The sequence below is a fragment of the Pseudomonas sp. RIT288 genome (assembly GCF_000631985.1).
Classification (GTDB): Bacteria; Pseudomonadota; Gammaproteobacteria; order Pseudomonadales; family Pseudomonadaceae; genus Aquipseudomonas.
The window spans coordinates 342925-359048 of the sequence record NZ_JFYN01000042.1; the positions used below are offsets into that span (position 1 = coordinate 342925).

Sequence of the window (16124 nt, forward strand, 5' to 3'; positions counted from 1 at the left end):
GTAACGAGCATGACAACCTACAGTTTTGACGATGATTCCGTAGTAGTAATCATCGGTTCCGGTGCTGGTGGCGGGACCCTCGCCAACGAGTTGTGCCAAAAGGGTGTACCGGTCGTTCTTCTCGAAGCGGGTGAGCGTCAATCCTCAGCAACCTTCATCAATGATGAATGGCCTTCGTTTCAACAGCTGTCCTGGGGTGATACCCGCACCACGTCGGGCACTTGGCAGATAGCCAAGGACTTTCCCAATCTACCCGCGTGGATCTGCAAAACGGTGGGTGGCACCACCACTCATTGGGCCGGAGCCAGCATCCGCTTACAAGAACACGAGTTTCGGGCACGAGAGACTTACGGCGAAGTAAAAGGCGCCAACCTGCTGGACTGGCCATTGACCTTGTCTGAGCTGGAGCCCTATTACACCCGTGCCGAGGACAAGATGGGCGTCACTCGCACCAACGACATTCCTGGACTGCCTGGCAACAATAACTTCCAAGTGATGTACAACGGTGCAATGAAGCTCGGTTACAAACATTGCTCGACTGGACGCATGGCCATCAACAGCCGCGCCCGTGCAGGACGCGCGCAATGCATGCAGCTAGGGTTTTGCTTTCAGGGCTGCAAAATGGGGGCGAAGTGGTCAACGCTCTACACTGAGATTCCCGCCGCCGAAGCGACTGGCAAGCTTGAACTGCGAACGCAAGCCCATGCGGTTCGCATCGAACATGATGCCAAAGGACGTGCCAGCTCTGTTGTATACGCCGATGCAAAGGGTCAATTGCACCGGCAGAAAGGCCGCATCATCGCAATAGCGGGCAACGCAATTGAAACCCCCAGATTACTCTTGAACTCATCCAGCACATTATTTCCGCACGGACTGGCCAACGGATCAGGCATGGTCGGCAAACATTACATGCGGCACACCACCGGATCTGTTTTCGCCGAATTCAGCGATCCTGTGCATTTCTACCGAGGCACGATCATGGCGGGGCTGATCAGTGACGAGGTGCATTTCAATCCTGACCGCGGCTTTGTCGGCGGCTACGAAATGGAAACCATCTCACTTGGGCCATCGTTCATGGCGGCATTTTTCAATCCTGGTGCCTGGGGCAAGGATTTCACCCGAGTCATGGACAATTACACTCACCTTGCCGGCATGTGGCTGGTGGGTGAAGACATGCCTCGTGAGAGCAATCGCATCACATTGAGCGATAACACCAAGGACCGTTTCGGGATACCAGTGGCCAACGTTCACTACGACGACCATCCCAATGACATTGCCATGCGTGAACACGCCTTCAAACAAGGCAGCGCGGTATACGAAGCAGTTGGCGCGCTCAAGACGCACCGGGTTCCGCCTTACCCTTCCACCCATAACATGGGCACGTGTCGCATGAGTCTTAGAGAGGCGGACGGTGTCTGCAATAAACATGGACAGTGCCATGAGGTGCCTAACCTGTTCATCTCGGACGGGAGCCAGTTCACCACCAGTGGCGCGGAAAATCCGACTCTGACAATCGTAAGCCTGGCCATTCGACAAGCCGACTATATTGCCGAAGCGCTCAAGGCCAAGGCAGCATGAAGGCGCAAAAAACAGGCGGCCTGGAAGTCCTCGAGTTGAGGGCTTTCACCGACAACTACATCTGGCTACTGCTCAACCCGGATCAGAAGCACTGCGCAGTCGTTGATCCTGGGGATGCTCAGCCTGTCATCGACTGGTTGAACGAGCATCCGCAGTGGACGCTTGGCGATGTGTTGATCACACATCATCATCATGACCATGTCGGCGGTATTGATGAGCTCAAGCAACAGTACAACGTCAGAGTGATCGGGCCGGCACAGGCGTCAATTCCGGGTCTGAACCTGGTCGTGGGCGACAGTGATCAGGTCAAGGTGCTCGGACGTACCGTGCGGGTCATGGCCGTACCAGGACACACCTTGGATCATGTTGCCTTTTTCCTGCCGGATGAACTAACCCTGTTCAGTGGCGACACACTATTCGCTGCTGGATGTGGCCGACTATTTGAGGGAACCGCCGAGCAGATGCTTGACTCCCTGGAGCGCCTGGCGGCATTGCCCGACACCACGCGCGTCTACTGCGCGCATGAATATACCTTGGGGAACCTGCACTTCGCTCAGGCTGTAGAGCCCGATAACAAACAGATAGCCGCTCGTTTGGTGGAGGTGGAGTCAACACGGGCTCGGGGGGCATGCACCCTACCCTCGACGATCGGCTTGGAAAAGGCCACCAATCCGTTTCTACGAACGTCTGTGCCGGCTGTTCGGGCTGCATCGCAAAACCATGCGCAAGCGAGCATTGAAACGCCAGTCGAGTGTTTGCAATCGTTGCGTGAATGGAAAAACGGCTTTTAGACCGTCAACAAGTATGCCTCTCCGACCTGTTGACTACCCTCCACACTCATTGATTACGAATAGGCAGTGATGGTCCGAGCGGTAGCGTCGAAAATAAAAACAATTGGTGAGATCAACGATGAACAAGATTCTGGCAGCTGCCTTTCTACTCGTGATATCGAGTGCCCATGCGGCTCAAGAGCCGGAGGCAGTCTTCAATCGGTCATGCGTCATGTGTCACAACGGACAACTGCCTATAGCTCCCAAAAAGGGTGATCAAGCCGCCTGGAAACCTCGCCTGGACAAGGGCCCGGACGTACTGCTCAAAAACGTCACCGAGGGGCTGAACGTTATGCCACCTCGTGGGCTGTGCATGGATTGCAGCCCGGAAGACTTGGCAGCGGTCATTGCCTGGATGTCGAAATGAGTCTGTTGGGAAGAGGCAACACTAAAACCCGGGCTGGAACGCCAAGTGTAGTATTGGCCTATTACCTCTCTTTGCCTAAAGAGGGAAATAATCCAGCTTTTACCGGGTAGGGCCTCAAAATGTGCGAGCTGTATGTTAAAGCCGATCCAATACTGTATGAGTCTCGGTCACGCTCGTTGCGCATACACGGCGTGATCACGACTCTGCGACTGGAAAACCAGTTTTGGGACATCCTCACAGAGATGGCAGCTGGGGAAGGCCTGACCACCAACCAGTTAATCACCAATCTCTATGAGGAGATCACCAAAGCTCGCGATGAGGTGGTGAACTTCTCCTCATTTCTACGGGTTTGTTGCACTCGATACCTGGCTCAACAGCGCAGTGCCGCACCTCTTAAGCTGGTTAACCGCAGCGCATGATTTTCAGTGGTCGACCCGGAAGCCAAAAGCCACCAAGTATTTGACGCAGAAACCTCGTCCGGAATGACCTCGGCATTGCGCATGGCCAGTGTCCCTTGATAGCCCTCTTCATAGCTGAACCCGGCAACACTGCACAGCGGCGAGCTCAACCCGAGGCGCGGCGCTTCTCGAAAAAGCCTTTCTGCCGCTCATTCTGAGGGCACGCTGCCTCTCCCGGCCAAACAGGCTACCTGTGTGCACCCTCTTGCCTGAAGAAATCTTGCGGCACTCGCGCCTGCCCCAAAATTATCGGACGACACAGTACCGATGAACTCCCCTGCTCTGCGGGAATTCAGTGTGACTACACATCGGTTGGGACGGCGCGATTGCTACCGGGGAAGAGGTGAGTTTCTCTTGCAGTATGGCCAATCTGCGGGCTGGGCCTAATTGAACGTAGAGGGGATTCACGCAATGCGTACTTCAAAGTCCATGAACAAAAGGGCCCTCGAAGGGGGCCCTTTTCGGGTGCCTAAAAACACCGCCATGCTGGATGTATCTGCTCAATTTTACGCAGCGTCTGGTACCACCGCCTGAGCGAAACGAGTGACAGGGGCGTCGCTACTTTGAACACTCTGACTCCGTATTATTTGTTCAGCCTTTGGAACCGGGCCGGCTTACGGAACAAACGGAAATCGTCAAATTTTTGCCCGTAAATAAAAGGTAGGTACGCATCGGGGTCTGGCAGTACTTCCAAGCGCGGTACAGTCCAACTCGACTCGCCTTCGGTGTAATAAGCCGATCCAACCGATACGACTGGAATGGTGTGAAGCGGATCCAGCGCTGTCCCACTGAGCCTCAGAGTTCCCTTGCCTTCACGCTTTACTCGTAGGTTTTCCTGGTTTTTCATACAATTCAGAATTGGATCGTGTTGAAGACCAAAGCCTGTGGAATGAGGCACCGCCTTGATTTCAAAATCATAACTCTCACTTCTTGAAGGGCCTTGGTCATCCCCAAACTCCGCTTCAATTTCGATCAACCGTACGCCGTTGCGCTCGCAGAAACCGTAGGCTTCATGACCATCCATGTAGACTTGAGCGATGCCCGTTTTCTTTGCCTCCCCCCACATCTCACGACCGATCGTGACTGGCATATCCCCGCTCACAATCAATACGAGCATCGTGGTGCCTTCGAGTTCTTTGTATCGGCATTTGAGCGAAATGATTCCGCAGTCAAACTCGCCACATAGCTCACTCTGCCAACGTGAAATGCTGGCTATGGCAGTAGGTGTTTCAGGCAGATCAAAACAAGGAGGTAGCACCGACCGCAAGAATTCGAAAGTCGTCTCGAACTCAATCGATACGGCTTCAATTGTGCAACGCCCTTCAGAGAGAATTCGTTGAATTTCCTGAAGCTCTTCTTTCGTTTTTACGAAGCTCATGACAGTCGGTATCCCTTGATATTTTTATAAAGTTAAAGGTGACAATCTGACGTGAAATTCAGGCTTTCAAACGTTTGATAACTGCTTCGGCTACGCCCAGAGAAGAAGCTGGATTCTGGCCAGTGATCAAGGATCCGGAGACGACAACATGACTTTCCCAATCACCCGACTTCGAGTACACCGCACCAAGCGCTTTCATGTCAGTTTCGACGAGATAAGGAACTGCCTTTTCCAGGCCTACCGCAGCTTCCTCACTGTCACTGAATGCAGTCACCTGAACACCTTCGACCAAGGGGCGCCCATCGCTTTTTCGAGCATCGAGCAATGCGCATCCCGCATGGCAGATCGTGGCAACAGGCTTGCCTGAGGAAATCAACGATTCAATCAGCGCTACAGAATGGGGGTTATCGCGCAAGTCCCACAGGGGGCCATGGCCACCCGGATAAACAAGCGCGGTTATATCCGATGCCGATACAGATGACAGCTTGGCGGTGCTGTTCATGCGCTCTGCCAGAATGGCATCAGACTTATAGCGCTGGTAAAGAGGATTGCCCTTCAGTGCATCTACCGAAGCAGGATCTACAGGAACATTGCCTCCCAGTGGCGAGCAAAGGCGAACCGGGAGACCGGCATCAACAAAGCTGTAATAAGGCGTTAGAAACTCTTCAAGCCACAGCCCGGTTTCCCTTCCTGTGTCACCGAATGTCGCGTGGGAGGTTAATACAAATAAAATACTCATCGTGTGCACTCCAGACGTTTTAGCCAAATGGCTGGCATTCAGGCAGCAGTTTGCTGTTCCCATAAATCTTGGGCGGTAGACCAGGTTTGATTAACGTCTTTACCGTCGGCGGTTTTCCAGGTGATTGGGCCAACCATTTGAAGGATGAAGGTAGTGTCGGCGAGCATCTTGGTTTCTTCGTGCTCGGCGCCGGTGGCTTCATACAGAAAACCGTGCTTGATACACAACGCACCACCATTTTCTGGCCCGCCACGCAACTCAAGAATACCGTCGAAGACATAGCCTTCTGCCGGGCCGTGATGGATATGCGGCAGCAGGATCGAGCCATTCGGGCAGTAAAACATTACTGTCCAAATACCAAACTCAGGTGACACATGAAGTAATTTCCACTTCACGCCACCGGTATGAAACTGAGCTGGAAAGTCCTGCCACTCCACTTGGTCAACCTGCACATAAGCGTCTTGTGGTTTCTGGATCTGGTTCATTTCAGGCCTCACGGATTGTGGGTATCGGTGGGCACAAGCTACATCTGGGGTTCAGTTCGTCCTATCCAGAATTGGCAACAGGTGCACCTGATTCCAGGCAGAGGAGCAAACAAGGAGAGTTGCCGAAAATGGCTATTTACTTGGAGGTTCAGAGCTTAGCGTTCGGGTTGTAGATAACCCGGCGAGCGCTCCTCGCCCCTATGAGGAATAAGAAGATGGCTAAAACAATAACGGTAATCGGCACTGGTTTGATGGGTTCCGGCCTCGCCCGCACACTGCTTGCTGCAGGACGAAAAGTCACAGTTTGGGATGGTCGTCCTGAAGCCACTAAACCTTTGGTGGAAAAAGGTGCGACGCTTGCCCCTTCCTTCGTGGAAGCGGTACATGGAAGCGAGCTGACCATCATGATTATCAGCAGCGCCGCTGGTGGTGCATCGCTTATCGAAAGCAATATCACGTCGCTTGATCTGGCCGGTCGCTTCGTGGCCAATCTCAGTACTTCTATGCCGGAAGACGGGCAACGCTTCCGTGGTCTCGTAGAAAGTCGCGGTGGGATCTTTATCAACGCGGCTATCTCTTCGTACCCTGACCTGATTGGCGGCCCTTATACGGCGATTCAATACGCATGTGATCCAGCCGTATGGGACGAGATTGCAGAAACCGTCAAGCCGATGGCGCCACAAGGCACGATTTACACCGGTGAAGACCTGACAGTGCCACCTATCGTTGATGCTGCGATGACGGGCAGCTTTTACGCAGTGGGCCTGGCCGGCTTCCTCGAGGCAGCGGCGTATGCCAAGACTCAGGGCGTCAGTGCGAGCCAACTTTCAGAGTTCGCTGACAAGATGCTGGATCTACTGCGCTATAAGGTGCAAAAGAGCATCAAGGAGATCGAGGCCAACGATTTCAGCACAATCCAGGCGACTGTGGACGTGTATCTAGATGCCGTCGTTCAGTGGCGCGATGCACTGAAGGCAAGCGGATTGCGGGCCAGTCATATCTCAGCACTCGCGGATGATCTCAAGATTGCTCAGGATGCCGGTCACGGTGCCTTGGGCTTCAACTCGCAATATCTGGTGGCCGGAGTAAAAGGTTAAAGATTGGGCAATAAAAAGCCGGCTCCGAAAGAGCCGGCTTTTTACATTTGAGGACTGTTAATGATGACGTCGGTGCGCGCCCAATCTGCTCACAGTCTGAGATGGCAGCTCTCCGAAAAACTCCTGATAGTATTTTGAAAATCTACCCAGATGACTGAAACCAGCATCAAGCGCGGCGCCTTGAATTGTTTCTTGCGGTGAGGACATCAGCAGTTTCCGAGCGGTGTTCAGTCGTACTGACCTTACATAGTTCAGCGGAGTCATGCCCAATACATCTTCGAAACTGTACTGAAGCGTTCTACGGCTGATCCTCAGATGGTTACACAGGTCTAGCACTCCAATGTCTTCATCCTGGACATGGCGAGCGAAAAATTCGCAGCTCTTTTCGACAATGTATGTCCTTGTCGAAGGAGGAACGACGAACCGAGTAGAACTTTCAAAATCCAGAATTTCTTGGACGCAGCTAAAAACCTTATCCAGGTTTGAACTGAATGGGGCTTGCCCGATTCCTGCACAGACGTTACTCAGATGAGATTTCAGGTTCAACTCGAAATCGATCTGAGTGTCGGTGGAGGGCTGAATAAATCGCTCGAATGGCTTCGACTCGATATTCAGGAAAGCTTCAGTTTTGAATGTTTCGAGAAAAGCTGCCTTACTGACAGTAAGCATCAATGCTTCGATAGGCGCTTTTGCTACCGCATGGAAAGAGCGCCCAGATGAAATGTGAAAGGTGTCGGCGTTAACGTACCTGCCATTGAGAAGCACATCCTCCTCGGATCGCACGTTAACGATGACTATCGAATCAAGCGGAACATGACATATTTGCTCGACACAGGGACTGTCCATTGTCTCGCGAGTAACCTGCACTTTTCCGGCAATGGAATGGCTCGCGATAGCACCATGGAAGTGAGCTTTCTTCTCAAGCTGATGGTAACGATTGTCGTCCCATTCGTTCAGGCCACCCGCGTGCTCAAACGCATCATGCGACTCCATAAACCGAAACCTGGTGTCGTTCTGAGGTGCGTGCATGGCCATCATGAATCTCGCTTAACTTAGGTGACCTATGTCTCTAAGCAAGCTCCATGCCGCCCCCCATCAAAGTCATTCTTATTCCCCGCGTATGCGCAGAGAGGTGTCTAAAACACGCGCTACAGGCCGAGTAGTGAAAGACGTAAGCCGCTTTGGGCTTTTGCGCCTTTTGTGAAGTGATACCGACTTTGCATTTTATTGGGTCGGATGACCCAGACTGGTGCGAATTTACTCACTTCTCAACCACAGATCCGAGAAGAAACGACCCAAATGCCCGCGAAACTTGACTAGCCAAAATGCCCAGCAGTCGCTCCTCCATCCAGAGAATAAACGATCCCATTCGTGTAACCGGCTTCTTCGGAAGCCAGGTGATAGATGACCTTCGCCACCTCGGCAGGCTGGGCAAATCTACCCAAAGGTACCTCTTTGGCGTAAGACTTCATCTCGGCTTCAGGGTCACTCGCCTCCGCAAATAAGCTGTCCATCATCCGAGTCTGTACGAAGCCTGGACATACTGCATTACTACGTACTCCCCAAGGCCCATAGTCCAGCGCCAGGCAACGTACAAGTCCCAGTACACCGTGTTTAGATGCACAGTAAGCCGCATATCCCGATGCACCACGCACTGAAGCGTCGGATCCTACGGCAACGAAAGCGCCCGTTTTCTGTTCCATAAAAATCGGCATCGAATACTTCGACATTAGCCAGGTACCAGTGAGGTTTACTCCTAGCATGAACTCCCAGTCTTCCCTCGCCAAATCATGAACCAGTCCTGTGCGAGCAACCCCCGCGCAAGGGATCACGGCATGAAGCGCAACGTCGAAGGATCTGGCGAACTCAAATAGCCCACGCACCTCGTCCTCTTGAGAGACATCCACGACCCGGGCATGAAAGCTGCCAGAGCCGACCTTTTGGGCCGTTTCTTCCAAGCCAGATTGCGAAAGGTCGCAGCCGATCACACAGAAATTATTCTTTGCAAAGTGGACGGCGGTCGCTTGGCCGATTCCAGAACCAGCTCCAGAAACAACGACAATGTTCATTTCTTTGCTCATGGCTGTAATCCATATTTTTTGAGGCTGAGCCCGCAACTTTGCGTTAAGGAAGGGCGTAGCCATAGCCAATATCGGCAAACCGCAGGGAGGTTGCCGACAGGAGGAAATCTCGTAATGGATTGCCAAAAATGGATACGAGGTAACAGCTGCCAAGCGTAGGCTGAATACAGGGCGCAATTGGACAGTTTTACTGACCGTCGAAGGGAAGCAACAACTAAGCGTCCAGCAACACTTACTACCGCTGCCATAATAATTTTCTAAAACAGCCAAAGCGGACGGCATCGTAAGAACTCGTCCAGAGAGCAACGACATGAGCAAAGCTGACGTTGAACACGGCACAGGAATGATGAGTACAAGCGAAAGCTTGAACACGGATCTGTTGAAGCAATTGGAGGCCATGAACCAGCCCGAGCACACCTCCTCCGAATGCTGGAGTAGCGCTGCGTCGCTCGTTCGAGAAGCCTCTATATGGATTCTCTTGGGTGCTGTTCTCTGGATCGGTACCTTGCTGGCTGTAGGAGCAAACGCATGAGCACTTCACATAGCGTCGAACAAGAAGCCCTCGCGGGTCGGTTGCCAGTTCTGTCGGGTAACCGGGTGTACAAAACCTACGGCTCATTTCTCTGGACTTGTTGCGCATTCAGTGCGGCCACATGGGCATTCCTCATCGGCAGTTATCTACCGTATGTAGGTGATTGGCGGCTCGGAGTGATGGGGTATGTGATCGGCCTCATCATCGGCATGGCATTGGTCTCGCTCGCTTCGGGAGTGCCCAGCTACAAATACGGTACCGACCCTATTGATACCGCCAAAGCTTCTTTCGGTTACAGAGGGATCATCGTTCCCCTATTTGGCTTGCTTGCAACCTTGATCGGCTGGTCTTACGTAGTTGAAGCATTGACAGCCAGGGGAGCAGCGAACGTCGCCGCCACCGTCACAGGAAGCCAGGTGACTGGCGATTCACATGAGCACCTGGTGATTGGCGTTGCGTTGGCGACATTGTTCCTTGTGTGGTTTATTGCATGTAAAGGGCCGAAGTTTTTTGAACGTCTCAACGGTTTTATCGGGCCGCTGCACATGCTGATCACCTTGGTGATGTTTGGCATCCTGGTGCATAAATTCGGGCTCGAAAACCTGTGGCACAACCAAGTGGCCCCAGATCAGATGCTGTCGCATGATCCCGTACAGGGCCTGGCACTTGCCGTTGAGTTTGGCGTCTCCAACGCCATGACTTGGTGGCCAGTCATGGGTGGTCTTACCCGCCTGGTAAAAAGCAAAAATCATGTGATGGGCCCATCAATCATTGGTGTGGGTATCCTCGGAGCGGCGGTTGTCTCCACCGTTGCAGCCCTTGCAGCCATCAGCGCAGGCACTTACGACCCAACGATCTGGATGATCGCAGTTGGCGGGCCAGTATTCGGCTCAATCGTGATGACCATCGTTCTGACGGCAAACGTTGCCACGATGGTTGTGATGATCTACCTGGCGGGGGTTTCAATTCAGCAGGTCAAATTCTTCGCGAGATTAAAATGGGAACTGCTTCTCGCACTCCTCCTGCTGCCTGGGGTGTACTTCGCCTTTGAGACCGAATGGTTGCTGTCCAAGGTTATGAGTTGGCTGTCGTACAACGGCGTGATGTTTGTGGGTATCTCCGGGATCACGCTTGTTGATTACTTCATCCTGAGACGCGAGCAACTCGATGCTCCCAGTCTTTTCGCGACTCGCAACAGCAACTACGCCTACTGGGGTGGCGTGAACTGGACAGCGGTAGTGATCAGCATCGTGGCGGTGATTGGCTACCTGGCGCTGTATGACCCCGTCACGGTTGCGATGCATCAATGGTTTCGTTACCTGGGCGCCTCCATTCCAGTAATCGCCATATCTGGAGCTTCGTACTACTTGGCCGTGCGACTCATTGTGGCTCCGATGGGAAAAGGTAACTACACCAAAGGAACGGCTATCACCAGCCGTCCGACACTCGACCCACAGCCTGCACCTGGAGCAATGAAGGTCAGCCTTTAGCTGCCAGTTCCGTTTCCGGCAATGAGGCCCAGCCCAAGCTGAGTCCAACATCTCGTTTCCCTCAGGGCGTCTTCCAGGCGCCCTTTTTTATGCAGTGTGCGCAGCTCACTGCGCCCAACAGAGGCGTTGCTAATGCTATCGATGTATTCAATAAAGTTCAGGATGCCAGCCTTGGCAGGACTATGCTTAGTGACAACACTGGCGAGCGTCGTTGCCCTTAACGTCTTCCAGGGAAAAGTGTCTTCAGATGAAATCCGAACACAGAGCAGTGTTCTATTGGAAGTCGCAGCTCGCGATCAGCTCATCGGCAACGGGAAAGCCCAACAAGCTCGTATAGAGAAAAAATTCAGCGATGCCAAGCTATTAGCTCAGCAGGTAGCTCTGCAGGTAGGTACGCTTCGAGATCAGTTTGCGGAGGGTCGGATCAGCGCCGGGAACCTGCGACGAGACATGGTCAAAAGCATTCATCAGGCAGTTGCGGCCAACCCGGCTTTCTTGGGGCTATACGTGGCTTTTGAACCCAATCAAGCAGGTGGGGAGGATGAAGGATTCAAAGGCAAGACAGAGTTCGGTTCAAACGAAATTGGCCGTTTCTCAACCTACTACTCTCGTTACGGCAGCAGCACCTTCGAATTAGCAGCATTAGACGAAAAAACCATCAACGGCGATCAATCGAATGCTAGCGGCCAACCGATGAATTATTGGTACAGCTGCTCGAAAAGTACGCTTAAGCCCTGCATAACTGCCCCTTACTTCGACACACTGAATGGCCAAACCGAAGGTCTCGTATCGCTTGCAGTTCCCTACTTGGAAAAGGGCAAGTATGTCGGTGTGCTGGTGGTCGATTTGAGTCTGAATGATCTTCAGGAGCAAAGCGAAAAGCTCTCCCGAGATATTTACGGCGGACATTCGACGGTGAGCATCGTGAGCAACTTGGGCGTAGTCGCTGCGAACAGCGCCTCGGCGAAATCAGCTGGAAAATTTGCATCTGAGGTGTGGCCTGAAAATGGAGCGCAGCTTCAGGCTCGAACATTTGCCTCTGGGATATCAGCGGCTCGCGAACGCGACAATTTTCAGTTGCTACTGCCCTTCTCTCCTATTGGCGAGTCAGCGCCTTGGGCCGTAAAGATCGACGTTCCATGGGCTACATTGATGGCACCTGCTGACAAGCTGGCAGACCAGCTCGATACACGACGCCGTTCAGGTATGTGGCAAAGTATTATGTTCGGTGCGTTGCTCGGAACATTAGGCCTTTTGTTAAGCGCGGTGATCATCCACAAATCGCTTCAACCATTGAGTGTGATCACGCTCATGATCAAGGAAATCGCGAGCGGTGACGGCGACCTGACCAAGCGGATCAACTACCGCCGACCTGACGAACTTGGTGAGCTTTCAGGATGGTTTAATCGCTTCCTGGAAAAACTGCATCCTCTGATTAGAGAGATCCAAGCCACTGCCCAGAAAACTCGTGAGGCTGCAACGCACGCGTCCGCGATAGCACAAGAATCTCGTGCCAAATTGAACGCCCAAGCCAATGAGGTCGATCAGGTCGCTACAGCGTCTACCGAAATGGCGGCGACTGCGCAGGAAGTGGCCAGGAATACCGCATCTGCCGCCGATGCCGCGCAGGATAGTAATGACGCGGGATCACAAGCTGACCGAATCATTGTCAGCGCAAGCCAGACAATTCATAAACTGTCCAATGGCATGAGTCAGAACATGTCCCAAGTCAGGGCGCTCGCCGACAGCAGTACAAAGATCAGTTCCGTTCTGGAGGTCATTCGGGGGATCGCCGAACAGACAAACCTACTCGCATTGAATGCCGCCATCGAAGCCGCTCGCGCTGGCGAAGCCGGTCGAGGATTTGCGGTTGTCGCAGACGAAGTTCGAACGCTAGCTCGGCGCACCCAGGATTCGGTAGCAGAGAGCCAGCTAGTCATTGAAGCTCTTCAACAGAACACCTCTAATGTGGTCACTGCAATGAGCGAAAGCCACTCACTGACAGGCACGACGGTTGAGGAATTCGCCAGGGTCGGGGATGCCCTTCAACAGATGAGCATGGGGGTCGGAAGGATAAATGACATGACCCTACAGATCGCGACGGCTACAGAGGAACAAAGCAACGTGGCTGATGAAGTCAGTGCAAACGTCAGCAACATCAGGGACTTCACCCAGAGATTGGCCGTGAACGGTCAAGAATTGGAAACCGTCAGTATGCACCTTGATCAGTTGGCGAAGACTCTCGAAGAAAAAGTAGGCCATTTCAAAGTCTGATCTGTTCACCTTTGCGCCCTCTTATGCGAGGGCGCACTTACCTGGCTAAGCAGAGTCATCTGCTGGTGAGCGCGTCAAAGTGGCAGTCCAAAATGAGATCGCGGTTTCGACCATCTGTTCGCGGAGCCCCGACGTTGGGCTCAACTGATCCTGGTAGAAAAAATTTCCCTCAATCTGTGTCGCGATCAGAGCAGCGTATGTGCGGACTTTGTCCGCTGGTAACGCTGGATTGATTTCAGTGATCAACTGACAGAAGCCGGTAAGGAATTGGTTGTACTGACTGACCATTAAATCCTTGACCGACTCATCGTGGCTGGCCAAAGCGCCCATTTGAAAAAAGAACTTTCCAGTTTCTGTATCAAATGTCGCTGATGAGTTTTCCCGAATGGCAACTGCCAATCGCTCAATCGGTGTCGCGGCGCAGGCATTCTCGACCAGGTGATTCACGGCCTCTACGAAGTGACCAAGCTTGGCCTTGATCATTTGCCGGCAAAGATTTTCCGTATTGCCACAATAGTGCTGAAGGTTGTTGAGGCTAATGCCCAACTCCTTGGCAACCTTTCGGGCAGAGAATTGCGCGTAGCCATCCCGCACAAAGATAACGGCAGCGGCATCATTGATCTCTTCGATTTTTTTTAGCCGCTTACCCGCACGACTGTAGGGGCTGACGTCCCCAGCTTCACTTTCTTCATACCCTAGTAGCACGCCGTGGCCGCTCCTTTTGTAGCGTTGGTGACCCATTCCAGGTGGGAACGATTCGAGCATTCGTCTTCATCTTAACCCTAACCAAAGTCGCCAGTGCGCGGGATGACCAGTTGGCACCCTTGAGTTGCAAACTTCGGATAAGCTGCCTGACTTTCCGAACGCAGAGCCCCCTCGCAGCATCATGGAAGATTCAATCTGACCGCCAAGGAAATTGAAGAAAAAAGCCCCCGAGATTTCAGAGGCTTTTGTCTTTGCAAGCAAATCTACAGATGCTGTAAAAACCAGTCCGTCGCTGCCTTACTCGAAGCTTCAAAGTATTTGATGTAAGGATCGAAGTGACCGCCCTCAAGCAGAACCAAAGCCTTCGGCTGAAGCGCCTGCTCGTATGCTTTGAGAGCCAAACCCGTGACCGTCAACGTATCGCGCTTGGCCACAAGCATCAGCAGCGGAGTCGGGCTTATGCGATCAATAACAGATCCTGGTTCATATTCATTCAGCATCTCAACGCTCTTGAGCGTTACCTCGTTACGCCAAGCAGGAGCGATGGTTCGTCCGCTGTGAACGAAGAAGTCGTAGGAATCCTGCCCCGGAAGAGCACAATCACTTGTTGGGTCTTCGTTAACGACTTCGAGCATCATAGGGGCCTTCCCCGCATAGCGATCAGCCCGGTCTACCTCAAATGCATCTATGACTGCAGGCAGCAAATCAGGGCGAATGGCAAGGCGCACATCCATCGACCCGCTTATATCAGGCACCTGTGCCGCTACACATTTCACCCGGCGATCAAAAGCTGCTACCTGTAAAACATGTCCACCGCTGTAGCTCGACCCCCAAATGCCGATCCGCTGACTGTCGATCTGCTCAAGCTTACACGCGAACGTAATGGCGTCTCGGTAATCGCGGATCTGAAGGACGGGGTCAACTTCCTGCCGAGGCAGACCATCACTCGATCCAAAATTACGGTTGTCGTAGATCAATACGGCAAAACCATTTTGCGAAAACACTTCACCGTACTTATCCAGGTACTGCTCTTTTACTGCAGTAAAACCGTGGGCCATGACGATGGCCGGATACTGATGCTTTGCCTGTCCTTCAGGAGTGTACAGCCACCCTCGGAGCGTCACGCCATCGGTAGTTTCGAAGCTGATGTCACTGCGCATCGTTGGTTCTCCAAGCGTCGCCGCCCGTTAATGTGCGTTAAAGGATATCTTCGGCGGTGGTATTCAAAGCGGCATCTGGAGCAACCAGATAATTGGGATCGCGCATCTCGATCCATCCGCAGAACGGTGGGTTCGTGCTCCAGCCCAACAGGCGCTGAACACGCTCGGGGAACTCACGAACACGCTCACGAGGCACAGCGATGTATTGGTTTTCCTCTTGACGCAAGTACCCCAAAACCAAGGTAGTGGCGATCGCAGTACGTGGTTTGTCCACCGTCGTGTTTCTGCCACCACTGTGGTAAGTCGATCCGAGGTAGATCAAGCCGTCACCAACATTCATCTCAGCCGGTACGGATTCCTCGTAGGTTGGCGCACGATCGTCATCCCATTTGTGGCTACCTGGAATAACTCGCGTCGCACCATTTACCTCGGTGTATTCGCTCAGTGCATACAACACCTGGATCTGACTGTCAGGGCCAGGGTGACGGCGGTGGTGCGCAATATCATCCCGATGCAGCGGCTGTGCTCCTTCACCAGGCATGATCATGATTGCCTGGGTCAATGACATTTGCAGCGCTGGGATGGACACGTGCTGAACACCGTCGAGCCAGTATTTGAAAGGCTTGCACAGATGCTTCTCTGCCGCGCCGTACAACTGTGGCTGAGTGATGAGTTCTTGCATGTGCAGTGACCGGGAAAACAGCCCTGATATGCGCCTTGTTTTGCGCCCAACGAAAGAACCGTCGCCATTAGGAGCAACGTCCAGCACGTCAGCCAAATCAGCCCATAGTCCGTCGATGGTCTCTTGCTTGAGCATGTTTTTAACAATGCACCCACCATCGCGCTCCAGGCACTCAAGGATGTCGTCGATGCTCGCGCTGCCAGGCAGAGTGACCAACGCTTTTTTGCTACTCATTTTGCTCTCCGGAAAACTTCAGGTGTTCGTGAAG

General features: G+C 52.9%; 16 protein-coding genes and 1 pseudogene. 9 read left to right on the forward strand and 8 right to left on the reverse strand.

Annotation, left to right across the window (positions count from 1 at the left end; translation table 11 throughout):
- Nucleotides 1-9: 9 nt before the first annotated feature.
- The 4 genes from BW33_RS25020 (at nt 10) to BW33_RS25035 (ending at nt 3194) form a co-directional block, all read left to right on the forward strand.
- Nucleotides 10-1578: a GMC family oxidoreductase gene (locus BW33_RS25020; RefSeq protein ID WP_047601935.1), complete on the forward strand. Its 1569-nt coding sequence runs from the start codon at nt 10-12 to the stop codon at nt 1576-1578.
- Entirely contained in the window at nt 1575-2369 is a 795-nt protein-coding gene (gene gloB / locus BW33_RS25025) for a hydroxyacylglutathione hydrolase (protein WP_047601936.1), read from the forward strand. Before BW33_RS25020 ends, gloB begins: the two co-directional genes overlap by 4 nt.
- A 118-nt stretch (nt 2370-2487) precedes the next feature.
- Complete coding sequence (locus BW33_RS25030; protein ID WP_047601937.1) at nt 2488-2775, forward strand: c-type cytochrome; 288 nt, start codon at nt 2488-2490, stop codon at nt 2773-2775.
- Nucleotides 2776-2894: 119 nt separating this feature from the next.
- Complete coding sequence (locus BW33_RS25035) at nt 2895-3194, forward strand: ribbon-helix-helix domain-containing protein (RefSeq protein ID WP_047601938.1); 300 nt, start codon at nt 2895-2897, stop codon at nt 3192-3194.
- Between the two features lie 622 nt (nt 3195-3816).
- On the opposite strand, the gene BW33_RS25040 is transcribed toward BW33_RS25035, so the two are convergent.
- Genes BW33_RS25040 through BW33_RS25050 form a run of 3 tightly spaced genes read right to left on the reverse strand, consistent with a single transcriptional unit; the run spans nt 3817 to nt 5835 of the window.
- Complete coding sequence (locus tag BW33_RS25040) at nt 3817-4611, reverse strand: acetoacetate decarboxylase family protein (RefSeq protein ID WP_047601940.1); 795 nt, start codon at nt 4609-4611, stop codon at nt 3817-3819.
- 58 nt (nt 4612-4669) lie between these two features.
- Nucleotides 4670-5350 carry a type 1 glutamine amidotransferase domain-containing protein gene (locus tag BW33_RS25045; RefSeq protein WP_047601941.1) on the reverse strand — a complete coding sequence of 227 codons (681 nt, stop codon included), beginning with the start codon at nt 5348-5350 and terminating at the stop codon, nt 4670-4672.
- Between the two features lie 38 nt (nt 5351-5388).
- Entirely contained in the window at nt 5389-5835 is a 447-nt protein-coding gene (locus tag BW33_RS25050) for a cupin domain-containing protein (protein ID WP_047601943.1), read from the reverse strand.
- Nucleotides 5836-6050: 215 nt separating this feature from the next.
- On the opposite strand from BW33_RS25050, the gene BW33_RS25055 reads away from it, so the two are divergent.
- Nucleotides 6051-6932 carry an NAD(P)-binding domain-containing protein gene (locus tag BW33_RS25055; protein WP_047601945.1) on the forward strand — a complete coding sequence of 294 codons (882 nt, stop codon included), beginning with the start codon at nt 6051-6053 and terminating at the stop codon, nt 6930-6932.
- A gap of 57 nt (nt 6933-6989) precedes the next feature.
- Here the strand turns inward: BW33_RS25055 and BW33_RS25060 are convergent, their stop codons facing one another.
- Both BW33_RS25060 and BW33_RS25065 read right to left on the reverse strand, forming a co-directional pair.
- Nucleotides 6990-7967 carry a helix-turn-helix domain-containing protein gene (locus tag BW33_RS25060; RefSeq protein ID WP_047601946.1) on the reverse strand — a complete coding sequence of 326 codons (978 nt, stop codon included), beginning with the start codon at nt 7965-7967 and terminating at the stop codon, nt 6990-6992.
- Nucleotides 7968-8248: 281 nt separating this feature from the next.
- A complete protein-coding gene (locus tag BW33_RS25065) occupies nt 8249-9013 on the reverse strand; it encodes an SDR family NAD(P)-dependent oxidoreductase (protein ID WP_047601947.1) in 765 nt (254 codons plus the stop codon).
- A gap of 310 nt (nt 9014-9323) precedes the next feature.
- Between BW33_RS25065 and BW33_RS29915 the strand changes: the two genes are divergently transcribed.
- The 4 genes and pseudogenes from BW33_RS29915 to BW33_RS30595 all read left to right on the forward strand — a co-directional run bounded on the left by BW33_RS29915 (nt 9324) and on the right by BW33_RS30595 (nt 13309).
- Nucleotides 9324-9545: a hypothetical protein gene (locus tag BW33_RS29915; RefSeq protein WP_046061863.1), complete on the forward strand. Its 222-nt coding sequence runs from the start codon at nt 9324-9326 to the stop codon at nt 9543-9545.
- Nucleotides 9542-11035, forward strand: coding sequence for a cytosine permease (locus BW33_RS25075; RefSeq protein WP_236645240.1), 1494 nt, complete (start codon nt 9542-9544; stop codon nt 11033-11035). The genes BW33_RS29915 and BW33_RS25075 overlap by 4 nt, the downstream gene beginning before the upstream one ends.
- A gap of 450 nt (nt 11036-11485) precedes the next feature.
- Nucleotides 11486-12451: pseudogene (locus BW33_RS30590) on the forward strand (PDC sensor domain-containing protein); the annotation flags it as partial.
- A 102-nt stretch (nt 12452-12553) separates the two neighbouring features.
- On the forward strand, nt 12554-13309 hold the full coding sequence (locus BW33_RS30595) for a methyl-accepting chemotaxis protein (RefSeq protein WP_442965419.1): 756 nt from the start codon (nt 12554-12556) through the stop codon (nt 13307-13309).
- A gap of 45 nt (nt 13310-13354) precedes the next feature.
- On the opposite strand, the gene BW33_RS25085 is transcribed toward BW33_RS30595, so the two are convergent.
- From BW33_RS25085 to BW33_RS25095, 3 genes are all read right to left on the reverse strand, one after another.
- Nucleotides 13355-14074: a TetR/AcrR family transcriptional regulator gene (locus tag BW33_RS25085; RefSeq protein ID WP_047601951.1), complete on the reverse strand. Its 720-nt coding sequence runs from the start codon at nt 14072-14074 to the stop codon at nt 13355-13357.
- A 203-nt stretch (nt 14075-14277) separates the two neighbouring features.
- Nucleotides 14278-15174, reverse strand: coding sequence for an alpha/beta hydrolase (locus BW33_RS25090; RefSeq protein WP_047601952.1), 897 nt, complete (start codon nt 15172-15174; stop codon nt 14278-14280).
- A 37-nt stretch (nt 15175-15211) separates the two neighbouring features.
- Complete coding sequence (locus BW33_RS25095) at nt 15212-16090, reverse strand: phytanoyl-CoA dioxygenase family protein (RefSeq protein ID WP_052032749.1); 879 nt, start codon at nt 16088-16090, stop codon at nt 15212-15214.
- Nucleotides 16091-16124: the final 34 nt, after the last annotated feature.